Source organism: Bradyrhizobium ivorense (assembly GCF_900696085.1).
Taxonomy (GTDB): domain Bacteria; phylum Pseudomonadota; class Alphaproteobacteria; order Rhizobiales; family Xanthobacteraceae; genus Bradyrhizobium; species Bradyrhizobium ivorense.
The window spans coordinates 111,397-123,624 of the sequence record NZ_CAADFC020000033.1 but is presented as its reverse complement, the minus strand read 5'-3'; the positions used below and the strand labels follow the sequence as shown (position 1 = coordinate 123,624).

General features: G+C 63.4%; 11 protein-coding genes. 5 read left to right on the top strand and 6 right to left on the bottom strand.

Annotated elements, in window-relative coordinates:
- Window positions 1-6: 6 nt before the first annotated feature.
- From CI41S_RS39010 to CI41S_RS39000, 3 genes are all read right to left on the bottom strand, one after another.
- Window positions 7-801, bottom strand: coding sequence for an enoyl-CoA hydratase-related protein (locus tag CI41S_RS39010; protein WP_139864317.1), 795 nt, complete (start codon window positions 799-801; stop codon window positions 7-9).
- 18 nt (window positions 802-819) lie between these two features.
- Window positions 820-1,578, bottom strand: a complete 759-nt coding sequence (locus CI41S_RS39005) for an SDR family oxidoreductase (protein ID WP_139864316.1) — start codon at window positions 1,576-1,578, stop codon at window positions 820-822.
- A gap of 70 nt (window positions 1,579-1,648) precedes the next feature.
- Complete coding sequence (locus CI41S_RS39000) at window positions 1,649-2,830, bottom strand: acyl-CoA dehydrogenase family protein (RefSeq protein WP_139864315.1); 1,182 nt, start codon at window positions 2,828-2,830, stop codon at window positions 1,649-1,651.
- Window positions 2,831-2,954: 124 nt separating this feature from the next.
- On the opposite strand from CI41S_RS39000, the gene CI41S_RS38995 reads away from it, so the two are divergent.
- Both CI41S_RS38995 and CI41S_RS38990 read left to right on the top strand, forming a co-directional pair.
- Window positions 2,955-4,253, top strand: coding sequence for an enoyl-CoA hydratase-related protein (locus CI41S_RS38995; RefSeq protein WP_139864314.1), 1,299 nt, complete (start codon window positions 2,955-2,957; stop codon window positions 4,251-4,253).
- A gap of 25 nt (window positions 4,254-4,278) precedes the next feature.
- On the top strand, window positions 4,279-5,469 hold the full coding sequence (locus CI41S_RS38990; protein WP_139864313.1) for a CaiB/BaiF CoA transferase family protein: 1,191 nt from the start codon (window positions 4,279-4,281) through the stop codon (window positions 5,467-5,469).
- A 308-nt stretch (window positions 5,470-5,777) separates the two neighbouring features.
- On the opposite strand, the gene CI41S_RS38985 is transcribed toward CI41S_RS38990, so the two are convergent.
- The 3 genes from CI41S_RS38985 to CI41S_RS38975 all read right to left on the bottom strand — a co-directional run bounded on the left by CI41S_RS38985 (window position 5,778) and on the right by CI41S_RS38975 (window position 8,570).
- Window positions 5,778-6,164 (bottom strand): Zn-ribbon domain-containing OB-fold protein, encoded by a 387-nt coding sequence (locus tag CI41S_RS38985; protein WP_139864312.1) that lies wholly within the window; start codon window positions 6,162-6,164, stop codon window positions 5,778-5,780.
- Entirely contained in the window at window positions 6,164-7,312 is a 1,149-nt protein-coding gene (locus CI41S_RS38980) for a thiolase domain-containing protein (protein WP_139864311.1), read from the bottom strand. Before CI41S_RS38980 ends, CI41S_RS38985 begins: the two co-directional genes overlap by 1 nt.
- 70 nt (window positions 7,313-7,382) lie before the next feature.
- Complete coding sequence (locus CI41S_RS38975) at window positions 7,383-8,570, bottom strand: ABC transporter substrate-binding protein (protein ID WP_139864310.1); 1,188 nt, start codon at window positions 8,568-8,570, stop codon at window positions 7,383-7,385.
- Between the two features lie 266 nt (window positions 8,571-8,836).
- Between CI41S_RS38975 and CI41S_RS38970 the strand changes: the two genes are divergently transcribed.
- The 3 genes from CI41S_RS38970 to CI41S_RS38960 all read left to right on the top strand — a co-directional run bounded on the left by CI41S_RS38970 (window position 8,837) and on the right by CI41S_RS38960 (window position 12,227).
- Window positions 8,837-10,009 (top strand): phosphotransferase family protein, encoded by a 1,173-nt coding sequence (locus tag CI41S_RS38970; protein ID WP_172628370.1) that lies wholly within the window; start codon window positions 8,837-8,839, stop codon window positions 10,007-10,009.
- Window positions 10,010-10,338: 329 nt separating this feature from the next.
- Window positions 10,339-11,196, top strand: coding sequence for a branched-chain amino acid ABC transporter permease (locus tag CI41S_RS38965; protein ID WP_139864308.1), 858 nt, complete (start codon window positions 10,339-10,341; stop codon window positions 11,194-11,196).
- Window positions 11,193-12,227 (top strand): branched-chain amino acid ABC transporter permease, encoded by a 1,035-nt coding sequence (locus tag CI41S_RS38960; protein ID WP_139864307.1) that lies wholly within the window; start codon window positions 11,193-11,195, stop codon window positions 12,225-12,227. Before CI41S_RS38965 ends, CI41S_RS38960 begins: the two co-directional genes overlap by 4 nt.
- The last annotated feature ends 1 nt before the right edge of the window (window position 12,228 follow it).

Here is a 12,228-nt window from a genome sequence, read left to right as displayed (position 1 = left end):
GGCCGCTCAGCGCGTGAATTTGTGGAAGTCCGGATCGCGCTTCTCGTTGAAGGCCGCGACGCCTTCCTTCGACTCCGCCGTGTCATAGAACAGCTTGACGGCGTGGAGCGCAAAATTGCTGATGCCGCGGATGTTATCGGAATCGGCATTGAACGAGCGCTTGGCGAGCGCAATCGCCGTCGGCGAGCGCTGGGCGAGCTTGTCGGTCCAGTCCTTTACGGCCGCATCGAGCTGCGCCATCGGGACGACCTTGTTGACGAGGCCCATCTCGCGCGCCTGCTCGGCGGTGTAGCGTTCATTGAGGAACCAGATCTCGCGCGCCTTCTTGTCGCCGACGTGGCGCGCCAGGAACGCGGTGCCCCAGCCGGCGTCGACCGAACCGACCTTGGGGCCGACCTGGCCGAACTGGGCGTGGTCTGCGGCAATTGTCAGGTCGCACAGCGTTGCGAGCACGTTGCCGCCGCCGATCGCAAAGCCGTTGACCCGGGCGATCACCGGCTTCGGGACGTCGCGGATCAGGCCCTGGATCTCGTCGATCGGAAGCCCGACGACGCCGCGGCCGTCATACTGTCCCTCATGCGCCGACTGATCGCCCCCGGTGCAGAAAGCCTTCTCGCCGGCACCGGTCAGAACGATGCTGGCGACGTTGCGATCGTTGCCGGCGAGCTGGAAAGCCCAAATGAGCTCGTCCAGCGTGCGTGCCCGGAATGCGTTATAGACCTTCGGCCGGTTGATGATGATCCACGCGGCGCGGTCGCGCACTTCATAGACGACGTCGGTGAATTGCTTCGGATCGGTCATGGCGTTTCCTTCCGCTGATCAGATCATGTTCATTCCGCCGGAGACGGAAATGGTTTGTCCGGTGATGAATTTACCGTCGTCGGAGGCGAGCATCGCGACGATCCCGCCGTAATCGTCCGGCTCGCCCATCCGCTTGAGCGGAATGCCGCGTACCATCGCATCTTTCCACTTCACGGCGTGCTCGCCCTCGCCGAGCACTGCGGCCATCATCGGCGTGTTGGTCGGGCCGGGACAGACGGCGTTGAGCAGGACGTTCTTGCGCGCCAGCTCCCGCGCCAAGGACTTGGTGAAGGAGATCAGGCCGCCCTTGCAGGCCGAATAGACGGCCTCGTCGCTGGTGCCGACGCGCGCGGCGTCGGAGGCGATATTGACGATGCGGCCGCCGCCGCGCTCGGCCATCAATGGCGCGATCGCCTTATGGGTGTTGAGGGGGCCGTAGAGATTGATCCGGATGATCTTGTCCCAGAGCTCCCTGTCGGTCTTCAGGAACGGCATCGGGCGGTCCCAGCCGGCATTGTTGACCAGCAGCCAGATCGGGCCGAGCTCGGCTTCGACTTTGGCGACGGCGGCCTCGACCGAGGCGGCATCGCCGACATCGACCGCATAGGTCTTGATGACCGCCTGCGGCGCGAGCTTGGCGGTCTCTTCGCCGCCTTGCGGATTGATGTCGAAGATTGCGATCTTGCAGCCTTCTTCCGCCAGCCGCAGCGTCAATCCTCGTCCGATGCCCTGTCCGCCGCCGGTCACGACGGCAACCTTTCCAGATAGGCCCTTCAACGCTGATCTCCCTTGTCGTTTGTCGTTCTGTCGCTTCGCCGCCGGTCTTCGATGGTCGGAAGGTAAGAGGCTATGTGGCCGACCCGTTCTTCTGAATGTCGAAGCCGCGCTGCGAATACATCTGCCGAGCGATGATCGTCTTCATGATCTCGATCGAGCCGCCGGCGATCTTCACCACCCGCGCGTCGGCATAGGCCCGCGCGATCGGGTACTCCCACATATAGCCCCAGCCGCCGAATAGTTGCAGGCATTCGTCCACGGTTTCGCAGTGCAGCTCGGAGGTGAACATCTTGGCCATGGCGGCGTCGACGGGATCGAGCTTGTTCTCCATGAACAGCGCAATACATTTGTCGGTGAAGACGCGCGCCACGGCCGCCTTGGTCTTCAGCTCGGCGAGCTTGAACTGGGTGTTCTGGAAGTCGGCGAGCTTCTGGCCGAAGGCGCTGCGCTCGGCGGTATATTGCAGCGTCCAGTCGATCACGGTCTCCGTGACCGTGGCCGACCGGATCGCCTGGGCGAGGCGTTCCTGGGCCAGCTTGGTCATCATCTGCGCAAAGCCCCTGCCTTCCGCGCCCAGCATGTTGCTGGCGGGAATCCGGACATTGTCGAAGAACAGCTCGGAGGTATCCTGCGCCCGCATGCCGAGCTTTTCCAGGTTGCGGCCGCGCTTGAAGCCCGGCCGGTTGCTCTCGACGATGAACAGGGTCACGCCCTTGGCACCGGCCTGGCTGTCGGTCTTGGTCGCCAGCACGATGAAGTCGCAGAGCTGGCCGTTGGAGATGAACACCTTCTGGCCGTTGATGACGAATTCGTCGCCGTCGCGCACCGCCTTGGTGCGGATCGCCTTGAGGTCGCTGCCGGCATGCGGTTCCGTCATGCCGAGCGAGCCGATCGCTTCACCGGAGACCATTTTCGGCAGCCATTTGCGCTTCTGCGCCTCGCTGCCGAAGGAGAGCAGATAGGTGGCGACGAGATCGGTGTGAATCAGAAAGCCCGGGCCGCTCGCGCCGGCCCGCCAGAGTTCCTCGAACACCACGACGTCGAACAGGTAATCGAGGCCCATGCCGCCATATTGCTCGGGCACCGTGCAGCAGAGCAGGCCGGCGGCGCCGGCCTTCAGCCACAGCTCGCGGGGAACGATGCCGTCTTCTTCCCACTGCGCGTGGAACGGCACGATCTCGCGGTCGACGAAGCGTCGGACCGTCTGTCGGAAAATTTCATGCTCTTCGCGAAAGATCGTGCGCTCGATCATTGTCAAAACGCGTCCTGTCTGATTTAGTTCGCTAGTGTACAGTATCTAGATTGGGTATACAACCCGAAACTAGGCCAGCGCAAGCGTGATCGTACACCAATGAACTGTAATTGAGGAGGCGAGGATGCCGATCGGACCGGAGCTGAAGCAGTTTCGCATGGAGCCTTCGGGGGACGGCGTCCTGCACCTGATCTTCGATATGCCGGGGCGGTCGATGAACGTGTTCTCGAACGCGGCGATCGAAGAGCTCGGCGTGTTTGCGGACTGGCTCAGGCAGAGCGACGTGGCCGGCGTCGTCATCAGCTCCGGAAAATCGTCGGCCTTCTGTGCCGGCGCCGATCTGGCCGAGCTGGAGACGGCGTACGACATGATCATGGCGGCGCCGCCGGGTGAACGCGACCGTCTTGCCTTCGACCACTTCTTTCGGCTGAGCCATGCTTTGCGCAGGCTCGAGACCGCCGGCAAGCCGATTGCGGTCGCGGTTTCCGGCCTCGCATTGGGCGGCGGCTGTGAATTCGCGCTTGCGGCCCATCACAGGGTGCTCGCCGACCAGCCGCAGGCCACATTCGGCTTGCCGGAGTCGCTGGTCGGATTGTTGCCGGGCGGCGGCGGAACCCAACGGCTGCCGCGCCTGATCGGAATCGAAGCTGCGCTTCCGGTGCTGCTCGACGGCGCACGGATCAAGGGGCAGGCCGCGATCGCCGCTGGCCTTGCGCATGAACTGGTCGCGCCGGGCGACGAGGTTGCGGCCGCCGAACGGTGGGTCCTGTCGCGTCCTGCTCCCACCCAGCCCTGGGATCGACCTGATTGGCGTCCGGCTGCCGCACAGCGCGTCGCAGGCGAGGTCGATGCATGCCGGACCAAAATGCTCGCCGACACCCTCGGCCACTATCCGGCACCGTCGGCGATCCTCGATTGCGTCGCGCAGGGATTGCCGCAAGATTTCGATACGGCGATCCGGACCGAGATGCAGATCTTTGCAAAACTGATTCAGCGGCGGGAGCCGCGCAACATGATCAGGACGCTGTTTCTCGGCAGGCTCGACTACGAGCGGCTGAAGAAGAAGGGGCTCGATCCCAGGATCATGCAGGCCGTCGGCGCGGTCTCGCATGCGCTGCGTGCGCAAGCAGGATCAGGACAGGAGCTTGACGAGGCGTTTGCGCGAGCCGGCTTTCGTGGCGACGGACAGCGCAAGGCGAGCTTTGATGGCCGGATCGCTGGCGGCGTCTATTGGCACGACGACGAGCCGAAAACCTGGGGCAAGGAATTGCTGCGCGCCCGGCTCGCCGATGCCGACGCCGTGGCCGCGACCTGGCGTTCGGAGCTCGACGAGGCGGAGCGGCGCGCCGCCGACTACGTGCTGGTCACACAACAAGGCTTTCCGGCCTATCTCGGCGGCTTGTTTGCCGCCGGGCTGAATTGATCGCGCCTCTAAGGGAGAGACTGTCGTGTCAAGACCGCTCGATGGCATCAAGGTTCTCGATCTCTCAAAGGTTCTTGCCGGCCCGCTCTGCGCGCAATATCTCGGCGACCTCGGTGCCGAGGTCATCAAGGTCGAGGCGGTGGGGCAGGGCGACGAGACGCGGGGGTGGCCGCCGTTTCCTGCGCCCGGCCTCGGCACCGTGTTCCTGAGCGCCAATCGCAACAAACGCAGCATTGCGATCAACATGAAGTCGGAGAAGGGACGAAAGCTCGTGCACGAGCTGGCGAAATCCGCCGACGTCGCCATCGAAAGTTTTGGCACGGGTGTTGCCGAACGGCTGGGCATCGATGCCGCTACCCTTTGCGCACTCAACAGCCGGCTGGTCCATTGCAGCATCTCCGGCTTCGGCCGGACCGGACCGCTCAAGAACTCGCCTGGCTACGACGTCATCCTGCAGGCCTTCGGCGGCATCATGTCCATGACCGGCGACGAGGGCGGCGGGTACATCCGCAGCCCGATCTCGCCGATCGACCAGATGACGGGCGTACATGCCTTCAGCGGCATCCTGGCCGGCTTGCTCGCGCGGGAGAAGTCGGGCAGGGGCGGGGCGATCCAGGTGTCGCTGTTCGACACCGCGCTGGGATTGCTCGGCTACAATCTGCAGACCTATTGGCAGCGCGGGACGCAGCCGGCCAAATGCGGCTCCAGCCACGAGTCGCTTTGTCCTTATCAGGCGTTCGAAGCCGCCGACGGGCCGATCATGATCGGCGTCGCCAACGACAATCTCTGGCGCAAGTTCTGCGCGATCGCCGGCTTGAACGCGATCGTCGACGACCCGAAGTTCCGGACTAACGCGGAGCGGGTCAGGCACCGCGCCGAAACGCTGCAGCACGTGCAGGGGATCATCGCGACGCGGACGGTTGCGGACTGGAACGAGGTGCTGAACGCGGTCGGCATTCCCTGCTCGCCGATCAACACGCTCGCGCAGCTGCTGGATCACCCGCACACCAAGGCGGACAAGCTGATCATGCAATATGAGCATCCCGCCGCGGGCCGCTTGAACTGCGTCGGCCACCCCGTGACATTCGTTGGCGAGGACCGGGCGCCCGGCCTGCCACCGCCGATGCTAGGGCAACATACCGATGATGTGTTGAGGGAGATGGGCCTTTCGAACGAGAGCATCGCAGAATTGCGTCGCGACGAAGTCATCAGCTGATCGTGATGCAGCGCACCTTCCGTGATCGCCTCCGCGGCGACGGCGTGAGTTGCTGCGCCCTCTCCCCTTGTGGGAGAGGGCTGCGAGAATGCAGCCACAGACTCATTCGGGTGAGGGGTTGGCTCCGCAAGGACAGTGCCGCATGGCGAGATACCCCTCATCCGGCGCTACGCGCCACCTTCTCCCACAAGGGGAGAAGGTACTTTCTAGAGCATGATCCGGAAAAGTGCGAAGCGGTTTTCCGAAAAGATCATGCTCAAAACAAAGAGCTAAAGCGCGATGATGATTCGATCCAATCTCATCGCGCTTCAGGCCAGCGTGAAAAACGGTAGCGGTGCGCCGCTTGTCGGCTTCCACACCACCTTCATCTTCTGTCCGATCTTCAATTTCTCCAGATCGCAATCGACGATGTTGGTCTGCAGCGAGGGACCTTCCTTCAGCGTCACATACGCAATCGCGTACGGTCCAGTCGGCGATTTCCGCATCAGGCTGAACGTGTAGATCGTGGCCTCGCCCGAGCTCTCCTCCCATACGGTCCGATCGGAGAAGCAGAACGGGCAGATCGAACGCGGAAAATAGTGCGCGTCGCCGCAGGCGGTGCAGCGCTTGATCATGAGCTTGCCGGCCTTGGCAGCTTCCCAGAATGGCGCCGTCTCGGGATTTGTCACGGGTGCTGGATATGTCTTCTCGCTCATCACACACGCTCCAGAATGGCCGTCGAGGCGGCGTGGCGCACGCCCAGCAATCCGCCGGTGCCGTGGGCGATGGCGAGATCGCAGTTCCTGACCTGCACCTTCGGATGCGCCTCGCCGCGAAGCTGCCGCACCGCCTCGATGATCTTGGTCATGCCGCCGCGATTGACGGGATGGTTGCTGCAGAGGCCGCCGCCGTCGGTGTTGAACGGCAGCTTGCCGACGCCGGAGATCAGGTTGCCGTCGGCTACGAACTTTCCGCCTTCGCCCTTGTTGCAGAAGCCGAGATCCTCCAGCTGCATCAGCACGGTGATGGTAAAGCTGTCGTAGATCGAGGCGTATTTGATGTCCCCTGGCGTCACGCCGGCTTCCTCGAAGGCGCGCGGGCCGGACCAGACGCCGGCGGAATAGGTGAGGTCGAGATCCTTGCCGCCGTTCGGTCCCTTCATGGCCTCGCCGTGACCGATCAACCGGACCTGCGGCTTCTTCAGGCTCTTGGCGATTTCCGGAGACGTCACGATCAGCGCGCCGCCGCCGTCAGTGACGACGCAGCAATCGAGCCGGTGCAGCGGATCGGAGATCATCGGCGAGTTCACGACGTCCTCGACGGTGACGACCTCCTTCAGCAGCGCATGCGGATTGTATTGCGCATGATGGGAGGCCGCGACCTTGATCCAGGCCAACTGCTCGGAGGTGGTGCCGTAATCGTGCATGTGGCGCATCGCGCACATGCCGTAGGCGTTGTGGGTGGTCGCGCCATAGGCTGTCTCGAAATCGGCTTCCGCGCCGGGTGCACGCGGCGGCGTGTGGCTGGTGCGCGGCTTGCCGGCCAGCGTGATCAGGGCGACTGAGCATTTGCCGGCCGCGATCGCTTCGGCCGCATGGCCGAGCTGGATGATGTAGGAGGAACCGCCAGTATCGGTGCTGTCGATGTGACGGACCTTCAGGCCGAGATAGTCGACCATCGGCCAGGTCCCGCCCGGCGCGTCGCCGGACAGAAAATAGCCGTCGATGTCGTCCTTGCTCAGCCCGGCGTCCTCGATCGCGCCCTTGGCGACCTCGGCGTGGAGCTGCGCGATCGATTTGTCCGGCGCATGCCGGGTGGGATGCTCATAGATTCCCGCGATGTAGGCTTTGCCCTTGATGCTCAACTCGGTCTCCGCCAACGCTTCTGAATGCATAAAGGCCCGCCGGGACATGCCCGGCAGGCACGGCGCGGCGCTACTCTTCGAGAAGCTTCCATGAGTTCTTCTCGAAGATCGCCATGCGCAATGTGCGGTAAGGAGCGAAATTTTCCTTTGAATTGGAGAGCTCGATTCCCGGCAGCAGCATGCCGACCCGCTCCTTGTTGAAGCTCGTGGCCTGGGCCAGCAGGTTCTCGCGTGTCAGGTTGTCGCCGCATCGCTGCAGGCCCTTGGCGATGGCCTGCGCATTGATGTAGCCGGACAGCGCGATGAAATCGTTGGGGCTGTCATTCGGTGCCCACTTCTTCATGAAGGCGATGTAGTCCTTCACCTCCTGGTCGTCGGCCCAGGCCGGATCGCTAGCCTGCTTGGTGAACTGGGTCGTGTAGGCACCCTGGACGTTCTCCAGGCCGGCCGGCATCAGCACGCCTTGGATCGAGTTGACTGGACTGGCGAGGAACTGCGCCGGCTTCCAGTTCACTTCGTTGGCCTTCTTGATCGCCTGTGCGGCAAACTTGGGCGTCGCGAAATAAACGATCGTGTCCGCGCCGGAGGCCTTGAGCTTGAGAACCTCGGAGTCGACGGTCGGATAGCTTAGCTCATAGGACGCCTCCGCCACGATTTTGGCGGCGCTATCCGCGCCCAGGCCCGACTTGAAGCCGGTCAGATAGTCCTTGCCGTAATCGTCATTCTGATAGAGCACCGCGATCTTCGCGTTGGGCAGCTTCCGGGCGATGAACTTGCCGAAAGTCGCGCCTTCCATTTCGAACGGCGGATAGAACGGCACGGTCCAGGGGAAATTCTGCGGATCGTTGAAACGGCGGCCACCGGCCGAGATGAACACCTGCGGCACCTTGTTCTGGTTCAGATATTTCTGAACGGCGACGTTGGGGACGGTGCCGACGGTTCCGACCTCGGCAAGGACGCCGTCGTCGTCGACCAGCTTGCGGGTCTGTTCGATCGCCTTTGGCGGGCTGAATGCATTGTCGAGCGAGATCAGGTTGACCTTCCGGCCATTGATGCCGCCGCTTTCGTTCAGCATCTGGAAATAGCCGGTCATGACGCGGCCATAGCTGGAAAACGCTGAAGCGGGCCCGCTGTAGGGAACGGTCTGGCCGATCTTGATCTCGGTATCGGAGACGCCCGGGCCGTACTGCTTCTCGGCAGCACCAGCCACGCTGCCGAAAACAAGTGCGGAAACGCCGACCAGTATCGGAATCCTCATGTTCTCTCCCATGTCGTTCCGGTCATGTGTTCTGACTGCATAATAAGTACATACATGTACCATATATTATCAAACGAAATATGTGGAGAGCGTCACGACGAAATTTCCCGCCGGGCACCGGTTGCTGCGAGGGGCTCAATTCCGCCGATCGCGTAATGCGGCGCAGCCATGCCTTGATCGCGGTCCGGATTATGCTAAAGATAGTACAGAAGTGTACTAATTATGCAGAACGGCGATATTGGTCGCCGGCGGAACAGGGAGGGACCATGGCTGCCTCGGGTGCAACGGCACTGGCTGCGCTGAAAATTGGCGGACGCGTGGCCTTCGAGCGCCTGACGCGGCCGAAGGCCCGCCGGGCGGAGGATGTTCCGTGCTCGCCCGGGGCCATTACGCCGGAGTGGCTGACCGCCGTGCTCTGCCAAAAAAATCCCGGCGCTGTCGTCACCGACGTCGTCGTGAAACCCGCGAGCGCGGGGACGCATGAACGCCATCAGTTGATCGTCAGCTACAATGATGCCGGCGAGCGCGCCGGCCTGCCGCGATCGATGTTCACGAAGTCGCTGCCCAGCGTCGTCACGCGGATGATCGGCGGCTTCAACGGCACCGCGCGGGTCGAGGGCCGCTTCTACATGCAGTTGCGGCCGCAGCTCGGGATCGAGGCGCCGATCGGCTATCACGCGGCATTCGATCGCCAGACCTACGCCTCGATTCTTCTTCTTGAAGACATGGTCGCGACCAAATCGTCGACCTTTTGCAACTTCAAGACCTACGTCGATCGCGAGATGGCGGACGATATGGTCGATGTCCTGGCCACGCTGCATGCGCAGTTCTACGGCAATGGCGAACTGGCGGCACGCTATCCGTGGGTCGCCAGCTATCCGCGATGGTTTACTATCGGCGCGGAGAAGATGAGCCTCGAGCATTACACGCGCAAGGCGTTCGACGCCGCCGCGCATGTCATCCCAAAGAGCGTGCTGGCGCAGCGCGACGCAGTCTGGCCGGCCGCCATGCAAGCCCTTGCGGTGCACGACAGCGAGCCGCAGGGACTGATCCACTCCGACGTACATATCGGCAACTGGTACCGCACCGGAACCGGCAAGATGGGCCTGTGCGATTGGCAATGCCTTGCCCGCGGTCATTGGTCGCGGGACTTTTCCTATGCGGTGACCGCGGCGCTCACGCCGGACGATCGCCGCAGGTGGGAGAAGGATCTGCTGCTCCGCTATCTCGACCGCTTCGGCGCCTTGACGGGGACCAAGCCGGATTTCGACCGGAGCTTCCTCAACTACCGACAGCAGATGGTGCACGCGCTCCTGATGTGGACGATCACCTTGTGCCATTCGCCGCTGTTGCCGGCCATGCAGTCCGAAGCGACGACGCTGGCGATGATGGAGCGGATCTCGACCGCGATGGCGGATCTCGACACGCTGCGCAGTTGATCGGGCGCCCGACGTCCGGTCGCCGATGCCCCGAACAAATGCCTCCTCAACGCGGCGCGGCGATGCGCGAGATGCCGCAGCGCGCCGTCCAGATTAGGATTTGCGGCGAACACCAGTATATGATAAGCCAGTGTACTAATCGGGCAGTGAACTCGAGATCGTCCGACAGGACGGGGAAATGCTGAAGGTCGGCGCCAGGCGTGATCGACATCCGCCGTGGACGCCGAGCAATGGCAGGAGGGACCTTTGCGAGGTCAAGCGCGCAGACTGGCGGCGCATCGGACGGTCGTGTGCCGTCGTGCTGAGCGCCGCGGCCGGAGATCGCGGTCGTGATCGCGCTGCTGATCGCGAATTCGCTGGCGCTGGCGTCGCTGCTGATCATGCTCTCCAGCGGGCTCGCCCTGATCTATGGCCTGCGCGACGTCATCAATTTCGGGCATGGCGCGATCTACATGCTCGGCGCCTATCTCGGCTACACGATCGCGCTCGTCGGCGGGTTCTGGCTAGCACTGCTGCTCGTTCCGATCCTGCTGGCGCTGCTCGGGATCGCATTCGAGTATCTGGCGTTGCGGCCGCTGCAGCGACGCTCGCATATCGAGGTGGCGCTGGTGACGCTCGGCCTCGGCATTATCCTCGGCCAGATCATCATCTACATCTACGGCGGCGAAGCCCGCAGCGTCGATGCGCCAAAAATCCTGTCGGGCTCCGTGACCGTGCTGCATCTGTCCTATCCGGTCTATCGTCTGTTCCTGATCGTGATGGGGCTCGGCTCCTGCGTGTTGCTGGCGCTGTGGCTTCGCTACACCTCGTCGGGGCTTTACGTGCGCGCGGTCAGCCAGGACCCGTCGGTGGCGCGCATGATGGGCATCAATGCCGATCGCCTGAGCCTGCTCGTGACCAGCCTCAGCACGGCGTTCGCCGGCATCGCCGGCGTGCTGGCCGGGCCGTATCTGTCGGTCGATCCCGGAATGGACGTCGTGATGATCGTGAACTGCCTGATCATCGTGGTGATCGGCGGCACCGGCAGCATCGGCGGCGCGATCATCGCGGCGTTGCTGTTCGGCTTCGTTCAGGTGGCGGGATCGGTATTCCTGCCCAATCTTGCGGCGCTCGTACCTTACATCCTGCTGATGGTCGTGCTTCTGATCGCACCGGGCGGGATCGGACGCGGGAGGGTGCTGAATTGAGCAACGGCACCATGACCGACGACCTGCATGCGCCTGCGACAGCAACCGTCGGCGGTCCGCTCTCGCGGCTTTCGCTCGGTATTGTCGTCGGATTGATCGGGCTTGGCGCGGGTGCGATCGTCCCGACCTACCTTGCCAGCGATTTCGTGCTCCGCCTCGGCAGCGAAGGCCTGCTGCTGGGTCTGCTCGCGCTCAGCGTCGCCTTTCTGATGAACCAGGCCGGGCTGGTGGCGCTCGGCGCGGCCAGCATCTATGGCGGCGCCGGATATCTGTTCGCGATCGGCATGAGTGACTGGGGCCTGACGCCGACCGTCGCGTTGTGCGTCGCGTTCGTGATCCTGCTCGCCTATGCCGCGATCCTTGGGGCGCTGATCGTCCGGACCAAGCCGCTTGCCTTCATGATGCTGACGCTCGCCGCCGGCGAGATGATCAGCCATGCGGTGCTGCTCGAGGGATTGCGCGACTATACCGGAGGCGCGGACGGACTGGTGGTTCGGGTCAATGGATCGGTCCTCGGCGTCGACGCGGTTCGCTTTACCGACCCGGCACAGTTCTGGTCATTCGCCTGGATCGTCACCGTGCTGGTCGGGCTGGCGTTATGGGCGATCGCGCGATCCCGTCTCGGTGCGGTGCTCCGCGCCATCCGGGAGAACGAGGAGCGCATGCGCTTCTCGGGCTTCAACACCTTCGTGCCGCGGCTGATCGGATACGTGCTTGTCAATGTCGTGGCCGCGGTCGCCGGCTTCCTGCATGTGCTCAATGCCGGTTTCGTTTCGCCGGAGAGCCTTGGGCTATTCGTCAGCACCAACACGCTGGTCGCCGCGTTGATCGGTGGCATCGCCGGTTCGCTCGGCCCGATTCTTGGCGGGCTGATCTTTTCCTTTGCGCAGGACGAGTTCGGTGCGCGCGGCCTCACGCAGCTTCTCACTGGTGTTGCCATCGTCCTGTTCATCGTCGTGTTCCCGCGGGGTGTCGTCGGCGGCCTCTCGAGCCTGTCCAGACGGCTCGGCTGGCGGCGGGAGGCGTCCTGAC

Coding starts and splice junctions, on each gene's coding strand:
- CI41S_RS38975 (WP_139864310.1), bottom strand. CDS start 8,570: ATGAGGATTCCGATACTGGTCGGCGTTTCCGCACTTGTTTTCGGCAGC.
- CI41S_RS39000 (WP_139864315.1), bottom strand. CDS start 2,830: ATGATCGAGCGCACGATCTTTCGCGAAGAGCATGAAATTTTCCGACAG.
- CI41S_RS38970 (WP_172628370.1), top strand. CDS start 8,837: ATGGCTGCCTCGGGTGCAACGGCACTGGCTGCGCTGAAAATTGGCGGA.
- CI41S_RS38995 (WP_139864314.1), top strand. CDS start 2,955: ATGCCGATCGGACCGGAGCTGAAGCAGTTTCGCATGGAGCCTTCGGGG.
- CI41S_RS39010 (WP_139864317.1), bottom strand. CDS start 801: ATGACCGATCCGAAGCAATTCACCGACGTCGTCTATGAAGTGCGCGAC.
- CI41S_RS38985 (WP_139864312.1), bottom strand. CDS start 6,164: ATGAGCGAGAAGACATATCCAGCACCCGTGACAAATCCCGAGACGGCG.